Below are 24,249 nucleotides of genomic sequence, written 5' to 3' on the forward strand. Positions count from 1 at the left end.
TCAACGCCCCGCCGCGGTCAGGGCCGCCCTGTTGTAGATGTCGCGCATCATTCTCACCTGCTTGCCCAGCGAGAATCTGCGTGCCTGTCGCGCGGCGCGCCTGCCGAGCCTGCGCCGCAAGCTTACGTCGCGGGACAGGCTCTCGATGCAGCCGGCCAGCGCATCTGAATCACGCGGATTGAAGAACGTGGCCGCGCCATTCCAGATCTCGCGGTAGGTCGCGATATCGGCGAGCACCAGCGGCGTGGCCGAGAGCGCGGCTTCCAGGGCGGCCAGCCCGAAAGGCTCGTAGATGGAAGGCGAAACGAAGATGCCGGACCGCCTCATCAGCCGGCGGACTTTACCGTGATCCATCGGCCCGAGAGAGACGCAGTGGTCGCAACGGGCGCGCTGTCCGTCGGGGCCGGCCAGCGGACCGGCGACCTGAACGGGCCAGTCGCAGAGCGCGGCGGCAGCATCGAGCAATGCTCCATTCTTGCCCTCGTCCCACCAGCGCGCCGCGGCGAAGACGAAAGGCTCGCGCCGCCCCGGCCTCGGGCCGGGCAAGGCGCCATTATGGACAACGCCCAACCCCGCGATCGCGCCGTAGCAGGCTTGGAGCATCTCGGCATGGCTCCGGCTCGGAGCGACAACGACGTCGGCGCGATCGAATCCGGCCCTGTTGCGATCTCGCTGCCAGGACCAGGCATCCGCCGGGACCTGGCCACGAACCGCGTGCAGCCATGTCGCCACGCATGAATGCGAGACGGCCACGATGGGACATTCGAGATGGAGCCTGGCCGCTTGCGCCGGCGCATTGAGATGGACGAGGTCGATCGCATAGGCCTTGGCAAGGCTTTGCAATTCGCCCGGCAGGCGGTCGAGATCTTTTTCATCGCGCGTCATCCAGTCCGGCGGGCTTTTCAGCCAAACCAGAGTGGCGAAAGACCGCGCCTCACGCGCCTGCTCCGGAGAAGGTTCCGGCCCCAGTCCGGCAAGCACGATGCTGTCGCCGCCCGCCGCCAGTTCGCGCGCCAGGTCGAGACAATAGCGCCACACTCCCCCGACGGCGTCGGTCGTCATCAGGATGCGCCGAGGACGATGGATCAGTGATTGCAGCATGAGGACTCCAATTCAGCCAGAGCATGCGGACGCTGGTCCTGGATGTCGCTGAAGGATCGGAAGGAGGCGAGGTAGTGCTCATGCGCGCGCTCCCAGGCGACATCGTCGGGTTCGCCCCAGAGTTCGCGGTAGCTGGGAGAGCTCGGATAGGGATATAGCGGCACGGGTTCGTTCGCCCAGACGCCGTGATCGATGAGGTGCTTGCGCCAATAGTCCACCAGCGCCGGATCGTCCTCGACGACGCCGATCAGATTGGCCTGGACGAAAGGCACGTTGCGGCGGGCGTCGATGAGAAGCGCGGCGAGATCCTCGGTGTCCAGCCGGCAGCGCTTGGCCAGCATCGCCCGACCCTCGACGGTAAGGCTTTCGAGACCGGCTTCGATCGAGACGCAGCCGGCAGCGCCGAGCAGCTCGAGCAGTTCCGGCTTCCAGAGGTCGATGCGCGTCTGGACGCCGAATTGGACGTCGCGGTCGACCAGCGCTTCCAGCAGCGCCTTCTGGGGCAGGAAGATCTCGTCGATGAAATAGATGTAGCCGACCCCTTGCGCGATCAGTCCATCGATCTCGGCCACGATGGCGTCGTGCTTCCGGCGCCGGTAGGCATCGCGAAAATCGATCTTGGCGCAGAAGCTGCAATTGTAGGGGCAGCCGCGCGAGGCCTCGACCTCGGCGCCGGCGCCCTTCTGGACGGCATCGAACCTGTGGTGGTGATGGCTATGCGTCGCGATCCAGTCGGACGGCCAGGTGAGTGCCGGATGATCGACGAAAGGACTGGCATGAACGCCGCCGTTGCAAGCCAGACCGTCGCTTTGGAGGCGGGCCGTGTGCGCAACCTTGCTCCAGTCGCTTTTCCGTGCAAGCGCTGCCACGACCTCCTCGCATTCGCCGCGCACGACCACATCGACGCCGAGCTTGCGCAAGGTCGGGGCCGGCGTCGCCGAGCCGTGCGGTCCGACCGCCACGGTGCGTCCACCGCGCCCAGCGAGATGGTTGAGGAATTCTCTGGGAACACGCAGCTCCGGCGGCGCGCAGCGCCAGAACAGATAGGTCGGCGCGGTGGTCACGACGGTCATGTCTGGCGCGAACGCCGCCACATGCTCAGCGAGCGCCGCGTTATCGAGGCCCTGAAGTTGTCCGTCCAGCATCAGGACGTGGTGTCCTTCGGAGTCCAGCATTGCCTTCGAATAGCCGAGCTCCAGCGGCAGATGCGGCTGGCGGCAGCCGAAATAGATGCTGTGCTCGTATGTCCAACAAGGATTGACCAGGGCTACCTTCATGCGACGTACCTCGTGGCTTCTGGGCGCGATTGGAGCCGATACCGCAGCAGCCAGCTGGCAAGATCGCAGACGCCTTCGCGCCATGGTACATGCGCCTGCCAGCCGATCGCGGCTTGCAGCTTTCGCGTGTCGGCGACGAAGAAGGGCTGATCCCCGACGCGCTCGCGGTCGTGGCGGATCGCGATGTCGCTGCCGGTCATATCGGCGATCTCCGCCAGCAGCACGCGCAGGCTGACTGCGTTGCGCGGGCCGCCGCCCAGATTGAACGCCTGGCCCTTGAGATCCTCGATCCTGGCGAGCACGCCGCGATAGGCGGCAACCGCATCGGACACATGCAGGATGTCGCGCACCTGCCTGCCGTCGCCGTAAATGGTAATCGGCTGGCCCGACAGCGCGCTGAGAAGAAAATGCGCAACCCAGCCCTGGTCCTCGGTGCCGAACTGGCGCGGCCCGTAGATGCAGCTCATGCGCAGCACCGCTGTCGGCAGCCCATAGGATTTGGAATAGTCGAGCACATACTGGTCGGCCGCGCCTTTCGAGCAGCCATAGGGCGTACAGAAATCGAGGCCGACCTTCTCATCGACGCCGCTCGTCCGCACCTCTTCGTCGAGTGGTTCACAGTGATCGCCGGATTGGCGCACCGTGATCTGCGGCAGGCTGCCATAGACTTTGTTGGTGCTGGCGAAGACCACGGGAGTTCCGCTGTCGCGGGCCACCTCAAGCACGTTGAACGTGCCCTTGAGGTTGATGTCGAAGTCTTCAGCAGGATCGGTCAGGCTGGTCGTCACGGCTGTTTGAGCGGCGAGGTGAAAAATCGCCTTCGCCGGCGCCAGTGCTGTCGCCAGCGCGCTCAGATCGCGAATGTCGACGATTTCGACGATCAGCCGCTGGCCATGTTTTTGCGCCAGCCAGTCGAGATTCTGCTCGACGCCTGGACGGCTGAGATTGTCGACTACAAGCACTGTCTCTCCATCGGAAAGCAGGTTGTCGGCGAGATTGGAGCCGATGAAGCCGCTGCCGCCGATAACGGCCACCGGCGCCTTTCGGGCGTGGCGGTGCGTTCTGGTCATGAGACCAATCCCCGCTCTTCCAGCTCGCGCCTCATGTCGGCGCCCCGGTCGATGACGACGCTGTTGCGAACCCAGGCGGCGAATTCGCCGAGCGAATTTTCCAGACGATGCTTAGGCTCGAAGCCGAGCAGCTCGCGCGCCTTGGCAATGTCGGCGAAGCAATTGCGGATGTCGCCGGAGCGCGCCTTGTCGAGGATTTCGGGCGGGCGCTTGGGGATGCCCATCGCCTTGGCAAGAAGACGGGCCACTTCGCTGATAGAGTAGGCGTGGCCGCTGCCGATGTTGATGGCATGCCCGGCCGCCTGGCGTTGCTCAAGCGCCAGCCGGAACGCGGTGGCGACGTCGCTCACATGTACGAAGTCGCGCTTCTGCTCGCCGTCCTCGAAGATCGTCGGCCGCTTGCCGCTGGCAAGCCGTGAAGCGAAGTTGGCGAGAACGCCTGTATAGGGATTGGAGAGCGCCTGTCCTGCGCCGAAGACGTTGAAGAGGCGCAACGCCACCGCATCGATGCCGTAGGCCTGGCCGAAGATCAGCACGGCGCGCTCCTGCGCGTATTTGGTCAATGCGTAGATCGAGGCGAGATCCGGCCGTTTCTCCTCGTCGGTGGGAATTGGCGACAGGGCTTCACCCGATGCCGACCTGAGATCCCACAGGCCGTCCTTGATATCAGTGGGCTTGCGTCGCGCATTGTCGATCCGCTCGCCGTCCGGAGTCCGGTAAAGGCCTTCACCGTAGATGCTCATGGAGGATGCCACGACAATCCGTTCGACCGGATGCTTTATGAGGGCCTCGAGCAGCACCGCCGTGCCGAGATCGTTGGTGCCGACATAGCGGGCGATCTCGTACATGGACTGGCCGACGCCGACTTCGGCCGCCAGATGGATGACCGCCTCGACATCAGCAACCGCCTCGGCGACCGCATCGCGATCGCGCACGTCGCCCTTGATCAGCTCGGCTCCGGTCGGAAGATTGATGGCTTCGTCGCCATGCACCTGGTCGACAAGCGCATCGAGCAGGCGCACCCGATAACCATGGTCGGCGAGCTCCTGGGCGACGTGGCCGCCGATGAACCCGCATCCTCCCGTAATCAATACGCGTTTCACGGCATCTCCCTTCCGGATTTGGTTTCGGCGCCCCGAACTGTGCGGCAAAAGGTTTGTTCCCTTGCTTCAACAAAGTTCCAAGCAGCGCAGAACTGCGACGCCCGCGAAGACCGACGAGGCGCCGCTGGAACATTGCCCTTTGGCTGCTGTTAGGACCGCTGAACGGTGCCCGCTGCGAGAAAGGGAAATCCATGTCAGAGGCCAAGACGACCACCAATCACGACGAGATCCGGAAGTGGGTGGAAGAACGCGATGGCCAGCCGGCCGTCGTTCGCACTAAAGGCAAGGGCGGCATTCTGCGCATCGATTTCGGCGAGCCCGAAGACACGCTGGAGCCGATCGAGTGGGACGAATTCTTCCGCATCTTCGACGAGAACGATCTCGCCTTCCTGCATCAGGATGAAGCCGGCGGCGGCGAAACGAGCCGCTTCAACAAATTCGTCGAGCGCAGCCAGAAGGACTAGTGGCTCGAGAAGCTGGCGTCATGGCGCCGTTGGAGCGAGAGGAGGCCCTGCAACGGCGCCGCGGCAGGCGGTCAGGCTGCCAAATTTGTTCGTGCCGCTCAATCGAGCGGCTTGTCCGTCGGCCTGGGTGTCGGCCCGGTCTGGCGTCGCCGGCCGGCGTTGCGGTTTGCAACAGCATTGTCGAGCGGCGAGGTCGAGGGCTCCCGTGCGCCTGAGGTCTTTGGAGCAGTCGGTCTCGCGACCGCATCGCGGTCCTGCGCATCGCGATTTGGATGCGGAAGCCCCCCAGGATCGGGCGACTTCACCGCGGGCTTGGACAGGTCTTTCGGTTCAGCCATTTCCGAACCCTTCCTCGTTCAGCCGTTCGCTGTCGGCTATCAATCGTGTGGGCGCATCACCACTTTGATGCAGCCGTCCTGCTTGTCGCGGAATGTCTTGTAGAGATCCGGTCCTTCCTCCAGACCGGCGCGGTGGGTGATCACAAAAGTCGGGTCGATATCGCCGCTCAGCACCTTCTGCAGCAGCGGCTCGAGATAGCGTTGCGTATGGGTCTGCCCCATGCGGAATGTCAGGCCCTTGTTCATAGCCGCACCAAAGGGAATGTGATCCACCAAGCCGATATATACGCCGGGCACCGAGATCGTGCCGCCCTTGCGGCAGCAATAGATCGCCTCGCGCAGCACATGCGGCCGGTCGGTGCCGAGATAGACGGTGGCCTTGGCCTTATCGAGCATGGAATCGGACGTTGCGGTGGCATCGGCTTCCGTGCCGACGCAGTCTATGCAACTGTCAGGGCCGCGACCGCCGGTCATGGCCATGAGGGCATCGTAAATATCGGAATTGCTGAAATCGAGGGTCTCCGCCTTGCCGAAGTCGCGCGCCATGGCGAGCCGTTCCGGCACCTTGTCGATTGCGATGACGCGGCCCGCGCCGAGCATCCAGGCGCTCTGGATGGCGAACTGCCCGACCGGCCCGCAGCCCCAGATGGCGACAGTGTCGCCTTCCTGGATACCGGCGTTCTCGGCCGCCATGTAGCCGGTGGGGAAGATATCGGACAGGAACAGCACCTGCTCGTCATCCATGACGTCGGGCACCTTGATTGGGCCGACATCGGCAAAGGGCACGCGCAGATACTCGGCCTGTCCTCCCCAGTAGCCGCCGACCAGATGCGAATAGCCGAACAGGCCCGCGGGCGACTGGCCCATCACCTTGGCGGCCTGCTCGGCGTTGGGGTTCGAGCGGTCGCAGAGCGAGAACAGGCCGTTCTGGCAGAACCAGCACTCGCCGCACGAGATGTTGAAGGGGACCACGACGCGATCGCCCTTCTTGAACTTCGTGTGAGCGCGGCCGACTTCCACCACTTCGCCCATGGTCTCGTGGCCCAGCACGTCGCCCGATTTCATCGTCGGCATGTAGCCGTCCATCAGATGCAGGTCCGAGCCGCATATGGCGCAGCACGTGACCTTGATGAGGATGTCGCGATCGTTCTCGATCGCCGGGTCGGCGACCTGGTCGCAACGAATGTCGCCTTTGCCATGCCAGGTCAGGGCTTTCATCGGTTGTTCCTTGGGTCGTGGATGCTTAGCGGTTAGGAGCCGAACTGGGGCTGGGCGGGAATGTTCCCGGATCACCGCCCGCGTTTCAGCCATTCTTCGCCGAACCCGGTTCGGCCATGTTGCGGTACTGTTCGGCCAGCGTGCCCGCCGGTGTGACATGGGCCGCGGCGGCTTGCATCTTGTTCTTCCAGCCGCTGACCACCTGCTCCTCGCCGGCCATCAAGGCGTCGTAGCCGTTCCTGGCCACATCGGCGGGATTGTCCTTCTCTTGCACCCCGATTTCGGTATCCATCATGCGGGCGCGCTCGAAGAAGCGCGTCTGCGTGGCGCCCGGCATCAGCACGGTGACGCTCACGCCGCTGTCCTTCAGCTCGTGGCGCAGCGCGATGGCGAAGGAATCGATGAAGGCCTTGGTGCCGTTATAGACCGCCTGGAACGTGCCTGGCGTGAAGCCGGCGATCGAGCCTGTGAACAGGATCCGGCCGCGACCGCGTCCGACCATCTTGCGGCCGAGCCGATGGGCCAAATAGACCGTGCCGGTGATGTTGGTGTCGATGACACGGCGTGCCTCTTTCCAGTCCTGCTCGATAAAGCCTCTCCCCAAACCACGTCCGGCATTGAGGAGCAGAAGATCGATGTCGCGATCGCCGATCTCGGCGACCAATTTGTCGGCGCCGTCCTCGCTTGCAAGGTCGGCCTCCACCGCGTCGACCGAGACGCCGCGCGATCGGAGCGCCTCCGCCGCCTGCTCGATGGCCGGCTCATCGGCGACGATGACCAGGTCGTAGCCGTCCTTGGCGCAGAGTTTCGCGAGCTCCTTGCCGATGCCGCTCGAGGCACCGGTGACGACCGCCAGTTTCCCGTTTCCCATTCGATCCTCCTGAGTGGTTCGGCCGAACATTCGGTGCAACCGGATGTTCCTTCGGAGGATTTCAGCACGCCGAAACTGCAATGCCTTTGGCCGAGGGAACCGCGTGGGCGCTCCGGCTGTTGATCAGCAAGGAGCAATGGCCATGGGACTCTTTTCCGACCTGAACAAGAAGCTGACCGAAAACCTCTATGCCCATGGCAGCTATCTGAGCGACCCGAGCGCCGACCTGCCGCGACGGGTGGAGGAGACGGTCGATCTGCTGATGCCCTTCGTGAAGCCCGAAGCGCGGGAAACGGTGAAGCTGCAGATCCTCGGCATCATCCACGAGCATATCTTTGACGAGAAGTGACTCCGGCAATCGCTCGATGCTCCGGAGCACTACCCGTTAAGATTCTTTGTTATTCCGAACGCCGAGATCCGTGCTGCTTTTCGGCTTCGCGCAGCACCCGCACAATGGCGTCGACCGGGGAGGGGTACGTCGTAGCCTGTGCTTTCCAGCGCCACAGATGACGAAACAAACTTCTCAAGCTTGGCATCGCAATAACCTCCTTGGCTATCAAACCTGGGACGGCGAATGATGTTCCTTCCATGCCTAGCGGAAGGTCGCGGCGAACAGAAAGGCGACCGCGGCCAGGACAACCAGCGCCACGACGACCAGGACTGGCCCGTTCCTGTGCGGCTCAAGGTCTGGCGCGTTCTCTGGCGGTCGCATCGCGTTGGCAAAGCTCGCCTGGTTGGTGAAGTTCGGTTTGTGCGTCGCAGCCGGCGCAGCGGAAGTCGGAGCGTTGCCCGCCTCGGCGTCCGCTTCCTGTGGTGCTGCCGCCGGGTCGAACCCCGGGGTCTTGTCTTGCGTCCTGCCGGCCTGGATTTTGCCGCGGGCCTCAGCTGGTGTGCGTTCGTCAGGTGACATTCAGCGCCTCCTTTGTCCCCAAACCTGCATCTGGCCCCGCTGTTCCAACCGCGCCTTCTTGAAACCCGGAGGGAACTTTCCGGACCAGGGCAGCTTTGTATTCTCGACACCAAGAGAAAGAGGCAGGAATGCAAGTTCTCGACACGGCGATACATGCCAACCCCGGAACTGTGACGGTCGAATTTGTCGGCGAGGGCGGCGAAAACATCGCTGTCACAATGGTCGTGTCCAACCCGTTGCTTGACCACAGCGCCCTTGTTGATCGCGCCAAGGAGTTGATGGTTCAGTGCGCGGCTTTCGGCGGCCTGCCTGCACAAGACCGCCCGCAGGGGAAAGTAGATGGCGGCCGGCCCGACATCGAGCGGCAAAGCGATGCGAGCGAGGGTCCCTACACATTCGAATACCGCGAGGGTGGCAGTATGAGGCGGCTCGAAGGCGTGGAATTGCCCAACCTGGAAGCTGTTCATGATGAAGCGTTGCGGTCGGCGATCGACCTGCTCGGCGATGCGGCTACCGGACCTCTCCAGGACGGCTGGGCGGTTCGGGTTCGTGGCGGCGACGGCGAGGTCGTTCTGTCCGTCGATTTCGATGAGGCAAGGCGGGAAAAGGCAGCCGCCGCAATGTGATGGAGCCCAAGCCCGTGAAACACGCAACGATGAATCCCTTTATGTCGCTGCACGCGATGGCCGCCGCAAGGGGCGACGGGCTGAGGCCCGAGTTCCTTCGTCTGCTTGATGCTCGCGCAGCCTTGTCCCACCCCGACGTGATCGAACTTCACCGGGAGCCGGGTTTGAACCAGGCCGGTCCAAATCCTGTGGGAGACCTCGAAACAGCTCCCAAGCAAAGTATGGTGCATTTTCCTGGCCGCCGGAGTACGATCAGTCGTGCGTCCGCAAGAGATGCGCCCGTCAGAGGAGGTCGCCATGGGAGCGCTCCTCGCACTAATCATTGAAGACGAATATCTGATTGCGTCCGACGTGGCGAACGGTCTGAAGGAGCGAGGTTTCGAGTCCGCCTGCGTGGCGTCCGAGCGGGCAGCCGCGGCTTGGCTGGACGATCACAGGCCGGCCCTTGCCATCATCGATATCCAACTGCTCGACGGCCAGCGCGGTGTCGCCGCCGCCCGCCTCAAGGAAGCGGGCGTGCCTTTCGTCGTCCATTCGGGCTATGATCCGGAGTTCCAGTCGCCGATCTTCCACGGCGCGCCTTATGTGCCCAAGCCGGCGCCGATCGCGGACTTGGTCGAACTGGCAAGCCGGCTCGTAGGGCATCGCGCCGAGCAATAGATCAGGCCAATGCAACGAGCCCAAGCCGGACTTCAGCCCGACGCGGGATCACCTTTGCGGAACCGCGACACCGCCTCGACCAGCATCTTGTAGTCGACGGGCTTGGTTAGCTTCTGCGCGTCCCTGAATTGATCGGGGAAGACGGTGACGCTGTCATATCCGGTGAGAAAAATGAAAGGCACGCCGTCACGGGCCAATTGCTCGGCCAAAGGAAAGCTTCGATCGCCGCGAAGATTCACATCCAGCACGGCGCCATCCAGGGCGGTACTGTCCGCTTGATCCAGCGCCTGTTGAACGGTAGGCACCGGTCCTATCACGGTGCATCCGGCACCGCTCAACTGGTCGGCCAAGTCCTGCGCAAGCATGAACACGTCCTCAACCACCAGGACTTTAAGGCCGGACAAGAGTGTATCTGTGTTCATCCCTGGCACCCAGCGTGAGAATATCAGCGATCCGCGGCGGGGCCAACGGTATCTGGATGTCGCACTCAAACCCGGAGGGCTTGAACCGCAGGTCGACTTTCCCCCCTAGCTCATACTCTAAACTTTGCTTGATAAAGCTTGTTCCGAAATTCAGTCGCGATGGCTCGTCTACGGCAGGCCCGCCGATTTCCTTCCACCGGATTGACAGAACACCCGATTTGTCGGTCTTCCAGCCCACTTCCACGCGGCCGTCCTCAGTCGAGAGCGCCCCGTATTTCGCCGCATTGCTGGCAAGCTCGAAGAACACCATGCCAAGTGTCGCGGCCATGCTTGCGCCGAGCTGCAGCGATTTTCCGTCAATGACGATGTTCTGGCGAAGCTTGCTGCTGTAGGGCGCTAGGACCGCCCGTAGCAGCTGCTCGAGATCGGCATCGCGCCAGTTGTAGGAAGACAGCACTTCGTGCGTCCGACCCATTGCCTGCAGCCGCTGCTGGAACGAGGAAAAGAAATCACCCATTGAGCTCGACGTGCGAACCATGCGTGAAGCCAGCGCGGTGACCGTGGCCAGGATGTTCTTTACGCGATGTTGCAGTTCGTGCAGCAATCTCTCCTGGCTGCGCTCTTCCTCCTTGTGGCTCGATATGTCGACAAGGGTCGCGATGGCGCCGCGCACTTTGCCGTTTTCGTCGAAAAGCGGGTTGGCAGACATCATTACGTCGATGCCAGAGCCATTCTCGTGCAGGATTTGCGCCTCGTAACCGGGGATAGGTTTTCCGGTGCGAATTGCCATTCGCAGAGGCTGGTCTTCAGCGTTCACCTTAACGCCGTTGAGCGTCAGCGGCAGGATGGCGGGGACCGAAATGAGCTTGTCGCCGGTGGAGCGCTGCCCCATGAGTTCCACCGCGCGTCGGTTTGCGCGGATCTCCACGCCGTTGCCATCCTCGGCGATGAAGATGCCGACCGGCACCAGGTCCAGCAGGGTTTCAAGGCTTTCGACGCGGTTGTGCAAATCATGCGAGAGCACGCCGATCTTCTCCTCGGCCCGCGCGATCTGCGTGATATCGACAAAGGTGACGACGACACCGGCAATCACGTTGTCGACGGTGCGATAGGGCAGGACGCGCATGATGTAGCGCCGGCCGTTGTCAGTACCTTCGACCTGCCGCTCGATCGTGCCAAGCCTCAGCAGCACCTGCTCCATGTCGGCCTGCAGCCCGTCGGCGGGGAAGCGCGGGCGCACATGCGCCAGCGGCCGGCCGACATCGCTCTCGACCAGGCGGAAAAGGTCGCGGGCGGTCGGCGTGAAGCTCTTGATGCAGAGGTCGCGGTCGAGAAACACGGTGGCGATCTGCGTGCTTTCGAGCAGGTTTGCCATGTCGTTATTCGCGCGGCTGAGTTCGTCGACGCGGATATTGAGCTCGGCATTGACCGTCTGCAGTTCCTCATTGATCGATTGCAGCTCTTCCTTCGAGGTTTCCAGTTCCTCGTTGGACGACTGCAGCTCCTCGTTGATCGACGACAGTTCCTCGTTGGAGGATTTCAGCTCCTCATTGGAGGATTCGAGTTCCTCCGTGGTGATTTGCAGCCGCTCCTTGGTTTCCCTCAACTCCCTTTCGAGTTGACTGACATTGGCGCTTTCCACATCGTCGGCCGTGTCGACGGGCTCGTCCTCCGACTCCGTCTTGATGCCCCCAATATCCCGGAAGACCAGCATGTAGAGCGGGTCCGCCGCGCCGTCAGAGGGCAACGGCTGCACGGCAAGACTGATCGTTTGCCGGCCGCCATTGGTGCCGACGGTGATCTTGTTCTGGATTGCCACCTGTCCAGTGCTGGCCGCCTTGTGGAGCGCGGCGCGCAGGTCCATGCGAAGGCCCCGCCTTGCCATGGAAAAGACGTTGTGATCGGAGGCGCCCGCGGCGAGCTCGAGATATTTGCCTGTACCGCCGGAACTATGCATCAATTCGCCGCCGGCGTTGACCACCACATAGGCCGGCGCAAATCGCTCGACGAGAAGGCGCTCCGCCACTTCCTGCAAGGTTCCGTTCGTCGCCCGCTGCCGCGTGTTCGGCGCGGTGTGCCTGGCGGAGGTGGCGAGCGGGAATTCCGGCAACCGCTGCGGGGTCATCCCGCCGCGCTTCTGGAAGATGCGGCTCGCCTTGTCGATGGTGGAGAACAGGCGGGCGTGCCGCGTGACGTTTTCCGAGGATCCGAGAAAGAGATAGCCGTTGTTGCGCAGTGCGTAATGGAAGATCGGAACGATTTTTTCCTGCAGCTCCGGGCCCATATAGATCAGGAGGTTCCGGCAGGCGATCAGGTCGAGCTTGGAGAAGGGTGGGTCGCGCAACAGGTTGTGCGAGGAAAACAGACAGACCTCGCGCAGATCGGCCGAAACGCGGTAAGTGCCGTCTTCGCGCGAGAAAAACTCCTTGAGCCGCTTCGGCGTTATGTCCATGGCGATCGTTGCAGGATAGCGCCCGGCGCGGGCCACCTCCAGCGCGCGCTCGTCGATATCGGTGGCGAAAATCTGCAGATTGGGGGAGGCGGCGCCCCGCGGAGCGCTCTCCTTCAAGAGCATGGCGATCGAATAGGCTTCTTCGCCCGTCGCACAGCCGGGAACCCATACACGGATCGTCTCGGCGGGCTTTCGGTTCTCGAACAGCCGGGGAATGACCAGCCTTTCCAGCACATCGAAGGCGTGCTCGTCGCGAAAGAAGCTGGTGACGCCGATCAGCAGGTCCTGAAAGAGCAGATCGACCTGCTGCGGCTCGTCGCGCAGCCGCTCGTAAAACGCGATCGGGTCGTCGATCTGCAGCACCTGCATCCGGCGCTGGATACGGCGCAGGATCGTGTTGTCCTTGTAGCCGCTGAAATCATGGCCGGTGCGCACACGAAGCAGCGCCGCGATGCGCGAAAGCTGCTCGGCCACATCGCGCTTGCGGCGGTCGCGCTCGCTGTCGGTGTGGTTGGCGTGCCGGAAATAGCTGGTCAGCTTGCCCGCCATTTCCTCAGCGGGAAGCACCATGTCGACCAGGCCGCTCTGGACGGCGCTGCGCATCATGCCGTCATACTCGGCGCTTTCCTGTGCCAAGGTCAGTCCGCCGCGTTCCTTGACGGCTCTCAAACCGATGGTGCCGTCGCTGCCAGTGCCGGAAAGGATGACTCCCGCCGCGTTCTCCGACTGCTCCTGCGCCAGCGACGTGAAGAAATCGCCGATCGGCGTCCGCCTGGCTCTCGTCGTGGCCATTTTGGCCATATGGAAATGCTGGCCCTGCACCGTCACCGATACACCGGGCGGCGTGACGTATATCTTGTCGGGCTCGATCTCCATGTCTTCGGCCGCCGTCAGGGTCTCGATCGAGGTCGACCGCTGGATGATGCTGGCGAGAACGCTTTCGTGCTCGGCGTCAAGATGTTGAATGACCACATAGGCAAAGCCGCTGTCGGCCGGCACTTCGGGAAAGAACCGTTGGAGGGCCGCGATGCCGCCGGCCGACGCGCCGATACCGACAATAGGGAAAGGTGCCGCCGCCGTTGCGGCCTCGCGCGTGTCGCTAGGCTCCGCTCTTGTCGTGCTTTTCTTCCTCTCCGCCCGCGCCATTACCGCCTAACCGTGCTAGCCTGCTCTCAAGGATGCGCTCGATGACAGCGGCATCCGCTTCGTATTCCTGCGCCCGCTGGCCGAATTGATTGGCCAGTTCGGAGCGACGCCGTGTCTTTTCCCGCTCGGCCATGCGCCGGGCAAACTCCGCCCGCTGCTGATGAGAGCGAAGCAGGGCCCATAGGATCTCGTCCGCCTCGACCGCCTGAGCCTCTATCACCGCGTCGGCGGTAAAGGCGTGCCCGGTATGGCACCGATAGCGCAACATGTCACCGTCTTCGATCTCCCACAGCGGTCCGTGGCATTCCGGGCATGTAAACACCGACAACTCGCCAAGTCGATCCGCATCCTTCATGGTCGAATGCTCCTGCGCGGCGATGGCCGCCCCCAATCTGACCACCGGCGGTGCCGCAAAGGTCTCGCCCGGCGGCTCGGCCGCGAGCTTTGCCAGCAAGCCGCCAACCTCCGCGGCGGGTACACAGTGGTCGACCTCGACATAATTCAGCGCGCTTTCCACCATGGAAGGCACCAGCGTGTCTTTGGGATGCTGGACCACCGCCAGCCCGCCGACGGCCTTGACGGCCCTCAAACCGGCGGTGCCATCGGAAAGCGAGCCCGACAGCAGCACACCGATGACGCTGGCGCCGTAGCTCAGCGCCGCCGAACGGAACAAGGGGTCGATGGCCGGTCGGGCCAGGTTTTCACGTGGACCGCGCCGTAGCATCATATGGCCATCGTGAAGGAGAAGATGGAAACGGGGCGGTGCCACATAGATGCAGCCCATCCTGAACGCCGCGCCGTTCCCGGCCGGCTGCGCTTCGAGCCGCCCCGCGCGGTCGAGGATATCGGGCAGATAACTGATCTCGCCGACATGCACCACGATGAACACTGCCGCCGGCAGGCCGGCGGGCAGATCGGCGACGATCCGCTTCAGAGGTTCGATACCGCCGGCCGACGCGCCGATGACGATGATGTCGTGGTTGTTCGTTGGGCCTTTGGAACGGGCCATTCCGCGACGAGCCTCCAGATTGGGCTGTAGAACCGTTCCGTTGCGGTGATGGCGCCATCGCGGTTCAGCGACCGGTCAGCTGTTTAACCATGCAATCCACGTGATGTTCCATCGCTGCCGCGTCTCGCTTCTCGGTTGGTCGCGGCGATACAGCCGTTCGCCGGCTTTTCCAGGGTGCTGGTAGGATTTCTTTTGGAACAAACACCATCATGCGCGCTTAGGGCGCTGCGGTCATGTCCGCTCCAGGTGTCCCGCTGCAATGACCCGTCGCCGCTTTCCTCCCCGGCGACGGGTCTTTCTTTGCCTCGCCTAAACAACGTTAGGGCGGGCGAGGAAAGGGCCCCCGCGATGGCCTGGACCTCGTCTTCCCAATCCCTTGGCGAGAATGGCTGGAACATAGGTGATCGCTGGCAGTTCGGGTTCGCCTCAGACGCCGCTCCAAGGCGTCTGTTGAAGACGGGTGGGCAACACCTGGTCGGCCCGCGCTTGTCCCTCGCAGGCGTGGGCTTCAGGCACCGGCAGAACCTGCCGCGCCGCCGTGCAGATGTCGCCGCCACAACCACAGGAGACAGCAATGAAGCATCAGACCTCATATGAACTTCAATCGGTGGCGGTCGTCGACCGGCTCGGGTTGATTCCTCTTGCGACGAGAAGGCAGCGGATCGAGCGGTGGGCGGAACTTCTGGAACGCAATCCCCAGCGCTGCCTATCGGCGCTGACGGGCACCGAATATGTCGATCCCGGGGTCCGTGAACGCGTACGGGCGGACGGATCGCCGCTCGCGGTGGCCTTCGATGATCCGCTGCTGCGCGCCGCCGGATTGCGGTCGGACACCTATGGCGAGGCGAAGCGCTTTTTCGAACTCTCGGATTGGCAATTGCATGACGTCGTCTGCAGCTGCCATGCAGGCGCGACGATGCAGGCCAGTTGGGCGGCCGCGCGGGTGCGTCGAATCGTAAAAGGCAACCGGATCCTCGCCTGGCTCAGAAGCCGCTTCGTGCAATAAGAGCGCTGGTCGGCCGGCGAGCGCAGGTCGCCGGCGGCCCGATGATCAGTGCAAAAGAGAGGCTCCGCGCGACCAGGCTATCCTGCGCATGATGGTGTTCAGCCAGACGGCGATCGATAAGCCAACGGGCCGTTTGTCGATATCCTCGAGCGCCTGTTCCAAAGTGTGCTCGACAAGGCGGTCGGAGGCCCCGGCATCGTCCAAAAGCAGACGAGCGGTGAGCCGGAGCTTGGGCAGCAGAGCGACGACGTCCTCCGCCGCAGACATCGCCTGCGCGATGGTCGCTGGCTCCGCCGAGGGCTGCGGCGGGAACAGCGCGTCGACCAGGGTGACGCGGTTCGAGGACTTGCTCAGGCTGCTCGCGAAACGCAAATGCTCGGGGATGGCGATGTCGTCATATCCGCTGAAGAACACGAAGGGCACGTTCCGCAGCATCAGTTCGTCCGCCACCGGGAAGATCTTGCGGCCGTGCAGGTCAATGTCCAGGATCGCGGCCTCGGCTGCTTTCGCGTGCCGTCCGGCCTGCTCCAGCGTCGCCACCGGTCCAAGGATGACGGCGCCCATGTCGGCGAAGAAGGTCGCGAGATCGCTGGCGAGCAGCCACTCGTCCTCCGCGATCAAGAGGTGGAGTCCCCTGAGGTTTCGCACGCACGAGCTCCTTCAGTTCGCATACCTCAGCCGCAAATTATGCCGCTCAACCCGGCGCGCATGACGATGAGGTCGCCGGGAAGCCAGATGTTAGAACGCAGCGACAGATGAACTGTTCCGGCCGTTCGCCGCATGCGCTTCCATCCGGCTTGAGGAGGCATGGAACCATCCGCCGCCCTGCGGTGAGCCCGATCGAGCAGCATGTCCACTGCTTCCGCTGATGGGGTTGATCATCGCGGTGGCGCTGCATTGGGGCCAATTCCTGGCGCTGTTTGGCGCCGGAACGGCAAAAGCTCGCTTCGACCTGACCTGGAAACATCAGCAACTTGCGGTGACATATATTGCCGCCGTGATGATCGTTATCATGCTGTTCGAACTGCTGCCCTATCTGTAGGAGTTCTTCAGAGGCCTGCGCGCCAACTCCGGCCTGCTCGTTCCTGCCAAGGCAAGCGGCACAAGGCTGGCGACACCGCCGCGCGATGAAGACCTCATCCTCTCAGCCATTCTGGTCGATAGCGTGCGGCGAGGGCTGTTGGGCACCGCCGGCTGGGCGCCTGCCGTTCTGGCCGGTCCAGACCCAGAGGGCGACCAGAACGACCACCAGAATGCCGAGCGCAATTGCGATACGACGTATCAGCGGCTCTAGCCGCCTGGCCTGTTGGCGGCCGGGTCCGAGCCGACGCCAACCGCGGGATCGGGCGCGACCGGACCGCGCTCGGCTTCCGAGACTTCCGACTCGATCTCTTGTACGGCCTGATCCCAATGTTCTTGCTGGCGTCCTTCGGGGCGGCCTTCGCGGTCCCAGATCTCGTGGGCGCGTTGCCTGATGCGTTCTTCCCTGTTCATGCCCGGCTCCTCTCGCGGCTGAGCTTCACCGCCTGCGCCTAATCGGGTCCCGGGAGGTTTGTTCCATCAGGAACTTCACTCGTGCTGCCCGGGATTGGAACGCCATCCTCGCGCCGGTGTTATCTTTCATCCAACCGGAGATGAATCATGAAGGACATCCAGAACCGTCGCGAGACGGGCGCCAGGAAATATCCGGCGAACACCGATCCGGATCCGAGCGACGAATTTTCACAGGACGCCGCCGGCAACGAAAAACCTCACGTCGACCCAGGCCTTAGCCGTAGACAAGGCGAGGTCGAGGACAAGACCCATCAATCGGACGGCCGCAATCTGCCGCAGCAGCCGACGCCCAGTCCGGCGACGGTAAAGAGTTCAGGCGCTGGCCCGGCAGTCGCGGAGCATTCCAAGGACGCCAAGGCGCCCCGGAGCGGCCGTCAGCCCGGTGCCTATGTAAAGGAATGAACAGCACCTGCCGTGGAACATAGCTTTGACTTCTAAGTTCGGGAGCGGCCGTTCCGGCGATTGATATCCCCCCGGGCGGTCTGTCAGGCCCCTTCTTGCGGGGCCTGCCGCAACAAGGCGGACCGACCATGAACAGAAAAGCCTCAAGCAGACATGTCCACAGAGCGGTGGGCGCGGTGAGGCGCCGTCCGTCCGATCAGCGCCGATCGAAAGTGTTGCTGATATTGCCCGCGAGCCTTTTGGCTGGTTCCCTCTGCATGCCGGCATCGGCGCACCAAGCACCGGCGGGCTGGCAATATGATTCTTCTTGCTGCGCCGGAGTGGACTGCTACCAGGCCCCCCCTTCGGACGTGAAGGAGACCAAATACGGTTATCAGCTTTCGACCGGCGAGCTGATCCCCTACAGCGACCACCGCATAAAGCGATCGCGCGACGAGAACTTTCACGAATGCAAGCCAGGTGGCGATATCAATTCGCAGCACTCCTTCTGCCTCTACGTCCCGGACCGCGGCATGTAGCGGGAATGCTCCAGCCACGCGATCGCCAAGAAAGAAGGGCCCGCCTGTGAAACGCGGGCCCTCCGCGTGGCGCGGGCTGCAGACCTACTTGTTGCAGTTCTGCATATTGGATGTGGTGTTGCCGGTAGCGGTATTGTTGTCGACGTCGTTGCCGGCCACGTCCTTGCAGCGATCGGCTGCGCCGTTGGGCTTGGAGGTGTTCGTGCTGTTGGTGGCGTTTGGATCGATCGTGCCGTTGCCGTTGTTGCTGCCCATGCCTGTTGCAGCGCCAGTGCCGGTGGTGCCTGTGGTAGCGCCGGCGCCGTTTGTGCCGTCCCCGTTGCCCGAGCCGCTCGTTTGCGCCATCGCGGAAGTTGCCAGGACAATTGCAAGAACCGATGCGGAAAGAAGTTTTATCATGGTAAGGATCTCCTGTTGATCGCCTGATTGCGATATTAGTCAACATAAAATTCTTCCAGATGTTCCAAAGGCCGCTGCTCGGATGGAGGTTTTGTTCATCAATGTTGATGCATACCGGGCAGAATTAAGAATTCTAATATGTTGAACGGTATTAGTTCTGAGTTTACTTATTCGTGCGAACGGGGCGTGGCTCGATGCCGCCTGCGTCGGTGGTGTCGTTTTCGACATCACCTTCGACTGTGTTCTCGCCATGCTCCAGCTCGTCGCCTTCCTTGATGGTGCCCTTGGAAGTTCCGATGCCGGGATCATCGCTCATATCCGCATCGCTCGGCTTTTTCGATTTCGGGTGCTGGTTTCCGCTCATGGCCGTTCCTCGTTATGTCTTTCGAACTGGAAGCGGCTCGGAATGTTTAGGCGTCAGATGCCGAACGGATAGGTTTCCGGCATGCCTTCAGTCGCGTGCTCGGGCCCGAGCGGCGTGACGGCGCTGGTTTCATCGAACCAGACCAAGGCGTCGAACTGCCGGGCCAGCGAAGCGTCGGCATAGTGGCTGTGCAATTCGGTTTCCGGCCGGTAGATCACGCCGATGAAGCGCTCCAGGCGGCGCTCCGTCAGACGGTCGCGCAGGTTCGGGTCGCGCCCGAGGTCAAGCAGGAACCGGCCGATGCCGGCGTCGTGGCAAAGCCGCTCATAGCTGTCCTCACGCGATGGCCTTACCGACTTGATTTCCATCTCGCCGTCCCAGTCGGTCGCCGCCGCAACAGTGCCGGTGTGCGTGCCTAAGCCGATGAGCGCCGCCTTGTCACCAAACCGCTGCCGGCAGAGCTGGCCAATGTTCACTTCGCCGCGCGAGATTCCCATTTCGGTGTAGCGGGCATCGCCTATGTGCGAATTGTGGGCCCACACCACGGCCTTCGCGTTGGGTCCTCGCGCATGGAGAATATGCTCGAGCGTTTCGAACATATGCGTGTCGCGCAGATTCCAGGATTGCGGTCCGCCATAATACATGACGCGGTAGTACTGCTCGGCGGAGGCGACGAGCCGGGCATTCTGCGCTGCGTCGAAAAGATCGTCGCCGTCTGGCCCGGAATCATTCAACTGTCTCGCCAGCATGTCGCGGCACTGATCGAGGGCCGCTTCCTCGCATTCGCGATAGCCCCTGGTCAGCGCGGCGCGGCCGTAGGTCGACGGTTCGGTCTGCCATGGCGTCAGGCAGCCATAGCGTTCCCGCGCAACCCTTGCCGCCTCGGGGTCGACGCGGTCGAGATATTCCAGGACGGCGGCGATCGAGCCGCGCATGTTGTAGATGTCGAGGCCATAAAAGCCTGCTTGCGGCTGCAGTGCCTTGGCCTTGTCATTGTGCTCGCGCAGCCATTCCACGAATGTCGCGACGTCGGTGTTGCGCCACATCCAGGTTGGAAAACGCTGGAACGGCTGATCGGCGACGGGCGAGGCGCCTCGGCCGCGGACATAGCGGTCGACGGCCGCTGCATCGGGCCAATCGGCTTCGGCCGCGACGATTGTGAAGCCGTGCCTCTCGATCAGCCTTTTGGTGATCGCCGCGCGCGCCCGGTAGAATTCGGACGTGCCATGGCTGGATTCGCCGAGCAGGACGATCCGCCGCTCCGCGAACCGGTCGAAAGGTTCCGCAAACCCGGGATCGTCGAGGTCGGAAAGCGGCTCGGCGGCCGCTGCGATCATCTCCGGCAGGCTGCGTTGGCGTGCCAGCGGGGTCGTGCGGACAGCCGCCGGGCGGTTTTCCTCCCGCCAGCCCTGTTCGCCGATCAACGGGACGAAGCGCACGCCGCCGAAATCCACCTCGCTATAGGTCGATGCGCCCGTGCGGGTTACCTTGAGCAGGCGCTGCTCGTCGGGATCGTCGCCGACAGGAATAACCAGCCTGCCGCCGACATCGAGCTGCTGCTGCAAGGCCAGCGGCGCGCCCGGTCCGCTCGCCGCCACCACGATCGCGTCGAAGGGTGCTGCTTCGGGCCAGCCTCTGGTGCCGTCCCCGGTCCGGACTTCGATGTTGCCGTAGCCCAGTTTCTGAAAGCGCCGTCTTGCGGCCTCTGCTAGCGATGCATGGCGTTCGACCGTGTAGACATGGTCGACGATGCGGCTCATGACGGCAGCGGCGTAGCCGGATCCCGTGCCGACCTCAAGCACTTGGTCCCCCGGGCCGATCTCCGCCATCTCCAGCATGAAGGCAACGATGTAGGGCTGCGATATCGTCTGCCCTTCCGCGATCGGCAGCGGTCCGTCCTCATAGGCGAATTCCTCATAGCCCGGATCCACGAAGACTTCGCGCGGAACTTCCCGCATCGCCGCCAGGATTTCCCGATCCTGGATGCCACGGCGGGCAAGATGAACGTCGACCATCCGACGGCGCTCGCGGGAAAGATCGAGCATGGGCACTCCTCCGTCCTATTCGCCTGCCTCCATCATCGTCTTGGCCGGCTCGCGGGCGACGTTTTCTTCGATCTGCTCGCGGCCGGGAGTCTGAGGCAGCGCCTTGCGGAAGTTCTTGGCGTAATCCGACGGCATCTTCGGCGGCATCATCGGCTCGTAGGCGTCTACCAGCGCCTCGATGATCACCGGCCCGCTGGCGGCGAAAGCCTGGTCGAGCACGCGCTCGACCTCCTCCTCCCGCTCGATTCTGAAGCCTTTTCCGCCCATCGCCTCGGCCGCCTTGGCGAAATCGATCGGCTGCAACTCGCAGCCGAATTGGGGGTTTCCGAGGAACATCATCTGCTCCCAGGCGATCTGGTTCAGCATGTTGTTCTTGATGACTAGGACTTTCAGCGGAATGCCGTAGCGCACGGCCGTGGAGAACTCGCCTAGTTGCATGGCAAGCCCGCCATCGCCGACGATCGCTGCGACCGGCCGGCCCGGAAAGGCAATACCGGCCGCGATCGCGTAGCTGAGGCCGCAGGACATGGAGGCGAGCGCGCCCGAAACGCCGAAGGCTTGCCCGGCGCGAAGATCGACATGGCGCGCGGCGAGTTCCGTGTTCTGGCCGGAATCGGTCGCCAGTACCGTATTGTCGGCGAGGCGTTCGCCGAAGGCGCGCGCGACCCGCTGCGGCTTGAGGGGATGGGCCAAGCCATCTTCGGACTTACGCATCATCTCGCGCCATTTTTGCATCGAGCTCTGCGCGGTCGCCAGGAATGCGCCGTCGCCCTTCGGCTTCAGCCGCTTGTTGAGAGCGCGCATGGTCTCTGCAGCATCGCCGACCAGACCGGCCTCGACCGGAAAGCGCAGGCCGATGCGCTGCGCATCGCAATCGATCTGGACGCCGCGCGCCTTGCCCGGCTGCGGATAATACTCGATATAAGGGAAGGTCGAGCCGACGATGAGGACGGCGTCGCACGTCTCCATCGCCTCTTGCGATGGCAAGGTGCCCAGAATGCCGATGCCGCCCGTGGTGTAGGGATGATCGTCTGGCAGCACCGCCTTGCCGAGCAAGGCCTTGGCGATCGGTGCCTGCAACAGCCGCGCCGTTTCCTCGAGTTCAGCCGCCGCGCCGATCGCTCCGCGTCCCGCAAGGATCGCCACGCGCCCAGCGTCGTTGAGAATGGCCGCGGCCTTGTCCAACTCCGCATCCTGCGCGAGGCAGCGAGGGGCGAACATGTCCTGCGGCGTGTGAGCCGGCCGGTTGCGCTTGGATCGCTTGGCCGCGTCGGCGGGCTGCTCCTGGATATCGCTGGCGATCGAAAGATGAGCGACGCCTTTGCGGGCGAGCGCCGTGCGGCAGGCAAGGCTCGCCACGTTCTCCATATGCGCCGCGTCCGAGACCTGGACATTATAGACGCTGACGTCATTGAAGACGCGGGTGAGATCGACATCCTGCTGGGTGAAAGTCTCGACTAGATCATGGAACTGCATGCCGGTGATCGCCAGCACCGGCGCCTGGTCGAGCCTGGCGTCGTAGAGGCCGGTGAGAAGGTGAGTACCGCCGGGTCCGGACGTTGCGAGGCACACTCCGAGCTTCCCTGTCCATTTGGCGTAGGCGCAAGCCATGAACGCGGCCGATTCCTCGTGCCGCACCTGGACGAAGGATATCCTGTCCTGGTTTTTGCGCAGCGCCTCCATGACGCCGTTGATGCCGTCGCCGGGCAGCCCGAACACGACTTCGACGTTCCAGGCGATCAAGGTGTCGACGAGAATTTCGGCTGCATTGGGCATGGCGAGGCTCCGCTGTTGGGTTCCGAACCAGCAAGGCTGCGGTTGGTTCCCTCGCCGGATCGAGGCGGCTCATGGCCAAAGGGAACAAACCTGATTGCGCGGGGTTGGGCGGCCACTGCGGTGTGGTGCGCATGAGGAGGCGTCCATGGAAGAGCCTGTCTTCTGCGATACTTCGCTTCTGCGCGTTGCCTATCTGAGCGGCGGATCCGAGGGCGGCTCGCCTGTGCTGCTTATTCATGGCTGGCCGGATGATGCGACCACTTTTGCGGATGTCGCACCATCTCTTCAGGCCGCGGGCTTCCGCACCTTCGCGCCATGGCTGCGCGGTTTCGGGAAGACCTCGTTCCACTCCGATAAAACGATGCGCTCAGGCGAGATCGCCGCCATGGCGCAGGACGCGCTCGATTTTGCCGACGCCATCGGCCTCGAACGGTTCGCGGTTGTCGGCCATGACTGGGGCGCGCGTATTGCCTATCTGCTCGCCTCCGTCTTTCCGCAACGCATAACATGCTGTGCGGCGCTTTCGCTGGGGTGGCAGCCCGGCCCGCCTCCGACGCCGCCTTTGAAGCAGGCGAGGGCTTTCTGGTATCAGTGGTTCATGGCGACCGAGCGCGGCGAAGAGTTCGTGCGACAGCACGGTCACTCCTTCGCGCGGTTCCAGTGGGACAGCTGGAGTCCCCCAGGCTGGTTCGACGACGCGCTGTTCGAACGGGTCGCGAGGTCCTTCGAAAATCCCGACTGGCCGGACGTGACGCTGCATTCCTATCGCGTGCGCTGGGGCGAGGCGGATCCCGACCCGAACTATGCTGAACTCGCGCGCAAGCAGATCGGGGCGGAGGTCATCTCGGTCCCGACATTGGTCCTTCATGGCGATGACGACCGCGTCGTTCTGCCGGATTCCTCCCAAGACAAGGAGGCCTATTTTACCGCCGGTTATGGCGTGTGCTCCTGCCGGGTGTCGGTCATTGTCCGACTAGGGAAGCTCCTGGCCAGGTCCGAGAGAGGTTGGAGAGGTTCCTGGTCGGCTTCGGCAGGCAATAGGCGACGGCGACTTCCGCGTTCGGGGAAGCAGGAACCTTTGTTCCCTCAGTGGGTTAGTGGGCAGGCATTAACCCATGTTAGGGCGCGGCCGTGGCACACAAGGTTCATGAAGCACTGAGATCGGAACAGGAGCTGTCCGAGACGACAACGCCGGAACGCGAGACGACCGTCGCGTTGGAGGCGCTGGGACTCGAGAAAGCGCCTTCCCGAATGCTGGAACTGGCGCGAAAGCTGGACGCCGCGATCGCGTTGCGTGCGCGCAAGGCCCGTCCTAATTGATTTTCCACTAACGACGCTCTGATGGCGCCGACCCGGAACAATCAGGGCCGGCATCTGTTCACCCGTGAGACCTTCCATGGCAATCGGATGAAGAGCCTGATTCAAAGCCTGATGGCCGAGTTCCTGCCGCGCTGGTGGCGTCGAAAATCTCGCGCCCCTGCGCCGAGAGAGATGCCCGCTCGTGCATCCTCGCGGGTA

At 63.2% G+C, this 24,249-nt stretch carries 26 protein-coding genes; 9 read left to right on the forward strand and 17 right to left on the reverse strand.

Annotated features, from left to right (window positions below; translation table 11 throughout):
• From P9272_RS01610 to P9272_RS01625, 4 genes are read right to left on the reverse strand one after another with little or no spacing between them, the layout of a single operon-like run.
• Positions 1–1,101: a glycosyltransferase family 4 protein gene (locus P9272_RS01610; protein ID WP_278158346.1), complete on the reverse strand. Its 1,101-nt coding sequence runs from the start codon at positions 1,099–1,101 to the stop codon at positions 1–3.
• Positions 1,086–2,378: a TIGR04295 family B12-binding domain-containing radical SAM protein gene (locus P9272_RS01615; RefSeq protein WP_278158348.1), complete on the reverse strand. Its 1,293-nt coding sequence runs from the start codon at positions 2,376–2,378 to the stop codon at positions 1,086–1,088. The genes P9272_RS01610 and P9272_RS01615 overlap by 16 nt, the downstream gene beginning before the upstream one ends.
• Positions 2,375–3,448: an NAD-dependent epimerase/dehydratase family protein gene (locus tag P9272_RS01620; RefSeq protein ID WP_278158350.1), complete on the reverse strand. Its 1,074-nt coding sequence runs from the start codon at positions 3,446–3,448 to the stop codon at positions 2,375–2,377. Before P9272_RS01620 ends, P9272_RS01615 begins: the two co-directional genes overlap by 4 nt.
• On the reverse strand, positions 3,445–4,551 hold the full coding sequence (locus P9272_RS01625) for an SDR family NAD(P)-dependent oxidoreductase (protein ID WP_278158352.1): 1,107 nt from the start codon (positions 4,549–4,551) through the stop codon (positions 3,445–3,447). The genes P9272_RS01620 and P9272_RS01625 overlap by 4 nt, the downstream gene beginning before the upstream one ends.
• Before the next feature lie 191 nt (positions 4,552–4,742).
• Here P9272_RS01625 and P9272_RS01630 point away from each other — a divergent pair, with 191 nt between their 5' ends.
• On the forward strand, positions 4,743–5,015 hold the full coding sequence (locus P9272_RS01630; RefSeq protein ID WP_278158354.1) for a hypothetical protein: 273 nt from the start codon (positions 4,743–4,745) through the stop codon (positions 5,013–5,015).
• Positions 5,016–5,113: 98 nt separating this feature from the next.
• Here the strand turns inward: P9272_RS01630 and P9272_RS01635 are convergent, their stop codons facing one another.
• From P9272_RS01635 to P9272_RS01645, 3 genes are all read right to left on the reverse strand, one after another.
• The gene (locus tag P9272_RS01635) at positions 5,114–5,353 is read right to left on the reverse strand and encodes a hypothetical protein (protein ID WP_278158356.1); all 240 of its coding nucleotides are present in this window, start codon (positions 5,351–5,353) and stop codon (positions 5,114–5,116) included.
• Positions 5,354–5,392: 39 nt separating this feature from the next.
• On the reverse strand, positions 5,393–6,571 hold the full coding sequence (locus tag P9272_RS01640; protein WP_278158358.1) for a zinc-dependent alcohol dehydrogenase: 1,179 nt from the start codon (positions 6,569–6,571) through the stop codon (positions 5,393–5,395).
• An 85-nt stretch (positions 6,572–6,656) separates the two neighbouring features.
• Positions 6,657–7,442, reverse strand: coding sequence for an SDR family NAD(P)-dependent oxidoreductase (locus P9272_RS01645; protein ID WP_278158359.1), 786 nt, complete (start codon positions 7,440–7,442; stop codon positions 6,657–6,659).
• Positions 7,443–7,584: 142 nt separating this feature from the next.
• On the opposite strand from P9272_RS01645, the gene P9272_RS01650 reads away from it, so the two are divergent.
• Complete coding sequence (locus P9272_RS01650; RefSeq protein ID WP_278158361.1) at positions 7,585–7,791, forward strand: hypothetical protein; 207 nt, start codon at positions 7,585–7,587, stop codon at positions 7,789–7,791.
• 243 nt (positions 7,792–8,034) lie between these two features.
• Here the strand turns inward: P9272_RS01650 and P9272_RS01655 are convergent, their stop codons facing one another.
• Entirely contained in the window at positions 8,035–8,352 is a 318-nt protein-coding gene (locus tag P9272_RS01655; protein ID WP_278158363.1) for a hypothetical protein, read from the reverse strand.
• Between the two features lie 128 nt (positions 8,353–8,480).
• Between P9272_RS01655 and P9272_RS01660 the strand changes: the two genes are divergently transcribed.
• Together P9272_RS01660 and P9272_RS01665 are read left to right on the forward strand one after the other, a co-directional pair.
• Positions 8,481–8,978, forward strand: a complete 498-nt coding sequence (locus tag P9272_RS01660) for a hypothetical protein (RefSeq protein ID WP_278158365.1) — start codon at positions 8,481–8,483, stop codon at positions 8,976–8,978.
• 297 nt (positions 8,979–9,275) lie between these two features.
• The gene (locus P9272_RS01665) at positions 9,276–9,638 is read left to right on the forward strand and encodes a response regulator (RefSeq protein ID WP_278158367.1); all 363 of its coding nucleotides are present in this window, start codon (positions 9,276–9,278) and stop codon (positions 9,636–9,638) included.
• A gap of 32 nt (positions 9,639–9,670) precedes the next feature.
• Here the strand turns inward: P9272_RS01665 and P9272_RS01670 are convergent, their stop codons facing one another.
• The 3 genes from P9272_RS01670 to P9272_RS01680 are packed head-to-tail and all read right to left on the reverse strand — an operon-like array spanning position 9,671 to position 14,667.
• Positions 9,671–10,060, reverse strand: a complete 390-nt coding sequence (locus tag P9272_RS01670) for a response regulator (protein ID WP_128259243.1) — start codon at positions 10,058–10,060, stop codon at positions 9,671–9,673.
• On the reverse strand, positions 10,029–13,658 hold the full coding sequence (locus P9272_RS01675; protein ID WP_278158370.1) for a CheR family methyltransferase: 3,630 nt from the start codon (positions 13,656–13,658) through the stop codon (positions 10,029–10,031). Before P9272_RS01675 ends, P9272_RS01670 begins: the two co-directional genes overlap by 32 nt.
• Positions 13,612–14,667: a chemotaxis protein CheB gene (locus tag P9272_RS01680; protein ID WP_278158372.1), complete on the reverse strand. Its 1,056-nt coding sequence runs from the start codon at positions 14,665–14,667 to the stop codon at positions 13,612–13,614. The genes P9272_RS01675 and P9272_RS01680 overlap by 47 nt, the downstream gene beginning before the upstream one ends.
• 574 nt (positions 14,668–15,241) lie before the next feature.
• On the opposite strand from P9272_RS01680, the gene P9272_RS01685 reads away from it, so the two are divergent.
• On the forward strand, positions 15,242–15,673 hold the full coding sequence (locus tag P9272_RS01685) for a hypothetical protein (protein ID WP_128259246.1): 432 nt from the start codon (positions 15,242–15,244) through the stop codon (positions 15,671–15,673).
• Positions 15,674–15,718: 45 nt separating this feature from the next.
• Here P9272_RS01685 and P9272_RS01690 read toward each other — a convergent pair whose 3' ends face one another.
• Positions 15,719–16,321: a response regulator gene (locus P9272_RS01690; protein ID WP_278158375.1), complete on the reverse strand. Its 603-nt coding sequence runs from the start codon at positions 16,319–16,321 to the stop codon at positions 15,719–15,721.
• A 220-nt stretch (positions 16,322–16,541) separates the two neighbouring features.
• Here P9272_RS01690 and P9272_RS01695 point away from each other — a divergent pair, with 220 nt between their 5' ends.
• The gene (locus tag P9272_RS01695; RefSeq protein ID WP_278158377.1) at positions 16,542–16,715 is read left to right on the forward strand and encodes a hypothetical protein; all 174 of its coding nucleotides are present in this window, start codon (positions 16,542–16,544) and stop codon (positions 16,713–16,715) included.
• Between the two features lie 248 nt (positions 16,716–16,963).
• Here P9272_RS01695 and P9272_RS01700 read toward each other — a convergent pair whose 3' ends face one another.
• Positions 16,964–17,167: a DUF2934 domain-containing protein gene (locus P9272_RS01700; protein ID WP_128259248.1), complete on the reverse strand. Its 204-nt coding sequence runs from the start codon at positions 17,165–17,167 to the stop codon at positions 16,964–16,966.
• A 147-nt stretch (positions 17,168–17,314) separates the two neighbouring features.
• On the opposite strand from P9272_RS01700, the gene P9272_RS01705 reads away from it, so the two are divergent.
• Both P9272_RS01705 and P9272_RS01710 read left to right on the forward strand, forming a co-directional pair.
• Positions 17,315–17,629: a hypothetical protein gene (locus P9272_RS01705; protein WP_128259249.1), complete on the forward strand. Its 315-nt coding sequence runs from the start codon at positions 17,315–17,317 to the stop codon at positions 17,627–17,629.
• 128 nt (positions 17,630–17,757) lie between these two features.
• Positions 17,758–18,147 carry a hypothetical protein gene (locus P9272_RS01710; RefSeq protein WP_278158380.1) on the forward strand — a complete coding sequence of 130 codons (390 nt, stop codon included), beginning with the start codon at positions 17,758–17,760 and terminating at the stop codon, positions 18,145–18,147.
• Between the two features lie 84 nt (positions 18,148–18,231).
• Here P9272_RS01710 and P9272_RS01715 read toward each other — a convergent pair whose 3' ends face one another.
• The 4 genes from P9272_RS01715 to P9272_RS01730 all read right to left on the reverse strand — a co-directional run bounded on the left by P9272_RS01715 (position 18,232) and on the right by P9272_RS01730 (position 22,731).
• Positions 18,232–18,546 (reverse strand): hypothetical protein, encoded by a 315-nt coding sequence (locus tag P9272_RS01715; RefSeq protein ID WP_278158382.1) that lies wholly within the window; start codon positions 18,544–18,546, stop codon positions 18,232–18,234.
• Between the two features lie 163 nt (positions 18,547–18,709).
• A complete protein-coding gene (locus P9272_RS01720; RefSeq protein WP_278158383.1) occupies positions 18,710–18,910 on the reverse strand; it encodes a hypothetical protein in 201 nt (66 codons plus the stop codon).
• Between the two features lie 53 nt (positions 18,911–18,963).
• Positions 18,964–20,955 (reverse strand): protein-L-isoaspartate(D-aspartate) O-methyltransferase, encoded by a 1,992-nt coding sequence (locus P9272_RS01725; protein WP_278158385.1) that lies wholly within the window; start codon positions 20,953–20,955, stop codon positions 18,964–18,966.
• Positions 20,956–20,970: 15 nt separating this feature from the next.
• Positions 20,971–22,731: a thiamine pyrophosphate-dependent enzyme gene (locus P9272_RS01730; protein WP_278158387.1), complete on the reverse strand. Its 1,761-nt coding sequence runs from the start codon at positions 22,729–22,731 to the stop codon at positions 20,971–20,973.
• A 145-nt stretch (positions 22,732–22,876) separates the two neighbouring features.
• On the opposite strand from P9272_RS01730, the gene P9272_RS01735 reads away from it, so the two are divergent.
• Positions 22,877–23,890, forward strand: a complete 1,014-nt coding sequence (locus tag P9272_RS01735) for an alpha/beta hydrolase (protein WP_278158389.1) — start codon at positions 22,877–22,879, stop codon at positions 23,888–23,890.
• Positions 23,891–24,249: the final 359 nt, after the last annotated feature.

This window comes from Mesorhizobium sp. WSM4976 (assembly GCF_029625685.1).
Taxonomy (GTDB): Bacteria; Pseudomonadota; Alphaproteobacteria; order Rhizobiales; family Rhizobiaceae; genus Mesorhizobium.

Coding starts and splice junctions, on each gene's coding strand:
- P9272_RS01610 (WP_278158346.1), bottom strand. CDS start 1,101: ATGCTGCAATCACTGATCCATCGTCCTCGGCGCATCCTGATGACGACC.
- P9272_RS01615 (WP_278158348.1), bottom strand. CDS start 2,378: ATGAAGGTAGCCCTGGTCAATCCTTGTTGGACATACGAGCACAGCATC.
- P9272_RS01620 (WP_278158350.1), bottom strand. CDS start 3,448: ATGACCAGAACGCACCGCCACGCCCGAAAGGCGCCGGTGGCCGTTATC.
- P9272_RS01630 (WP_278158354.1), top strand. CDS start 4,743: ATGTCAGAGGCCAAGACGACCACCAATCACGACGAGATCCGGAAGTGG.
- P9272_RS01635 (WP_278158356.1), bottom strand. CDS start 5,353: ATGGCTGAACCGAAAGACCTGTCCAAGCCCGCGGTGAAGTCGCCCGAT.
- P9272_RS01640 (WP_278158358.1), bottom strand. CDS start 6,571: ATGAAAGCCCTGACCTGGCATGGCAAAGGCGACATTCGTTGCGACCAG.
- P9272_RS01645 (WP_278158359.1), bottom strand. CDS start 7,442: ATGGGAAACGGGAAACTGGCGGTCGTCACCGGTGCCTCGAGCGGCATC.
- P9272_RS01650 (WP_278158361.1), top strand. CDS start 7,585: ATGGGACTCTTTTCCGACCTGAACAAGAAGCTGACCGAAAACCTCTAT.
- P9272_RS01655 (WP_278158363.1), bottom strand. CDS start 8,352: ATGTCACCTGACGAACGCACACCAGCTGAGGCCCGCGGCAAAATCCAG.
- P9272_RS01660 (WP_278158365.1), top strand. CDS start 8,481: ATGCAAGTTCTCGACACGGCGATACATGCCAACCCCGGAACTGTGACG.
- P9272_RS01665 (WP_278158367.1), top strand. CDS start 9,276: ATGGGAGCGCTCCTCGCACTAATCATTGAAGACGAATATCTGATTGCG.
- P9272_RS01670 (WP_128259243.1), bottom strand. CDS start 10,060: ATGAACACAGATACACTCTTGTCCGGCCTTAAAGTCCTGGTGGTTGAG.
- P9272_RS01675 (WP_278158370.1), bottom strand. CDS start 13,658: ATGGCGCGGGCGGAGAGGAAGAAAAGCACGACAAGAGCGGAGCCTAGC.
- P9272_RS01680 (WP_278158372.1), bottom strand. CDS start 14,667: ATGGCCCGTTCCAAAGGCCCAACGAACAACCACGACATCATCGTCATC.
- P9272_RS01685 (WP_128259246.1), top strand. CDS start 15,242: ATGAAGCATCAGACCTCATATGAACTTCAATCGGTGGCGGTCGTCGAC.
- P9272_RS01695 (WP_278158377.1), top strand. CDS start 16,542: ATGGGGTTGATCATCGCGGTGGCGCTGCATTGGGGCCAATTCCTGGCG.
- P9272_RS01700 (WP_128259248.1), bottom strand. CDS start 17,167: ATGAACAGGGAAGAACGCATCAGGCAACGCGCCCACGAGATCTGGGAC.
- P9272_RS01705 (WP_128259249.1), top strand. CDS start 17,315: ATGAAGGACATCCAGAACCGTCGCGAGACGGGCGCCAGGAAATATCCG.
- P9272_RS01710 (WP_278158380.1), top strand. CDS start 17,758: ATGAACAGAAAAGCCTCAAGCAGACATGTCCACAGAGCGGTGGGCGCG.
- P9272_RS01715 (WP_278158382.1), bottom strand. CDS start 18,546: ATGATAAAACTTCTTTCCGCATCGGTTCTTGCAATTGTCCTGGCAACT.
- P9272_RS01720 (WP_278158383.1), bottom strand. CDS start 18,910: ATGAGCGGAAACCAGCACCCGAAATCGAAAAAGCCGAGCGATGCGGAT.
- P9272_RS01725 (WP_278158385.1), bottom strand. CDS start 20,955: ATGCTCGATCTTTCCCGCGAGCGCCGTCGGATGGTCGACGTTCATCTT.
- P9272_RS01730 (WP_278158387.1), bottom strand. CDS start 22,731: ATGCCCAATGCAGCCGAAATTCTCGTCGACACCTTGATCGCCTGGAAC.
- P9272_RS01735 (WP_278158389.1), top strand. CDS start 22,877: ATGGAAGAGCCTGTCTTCTGCGATACTTCGCTTCTGCGCGTTGCCTAT.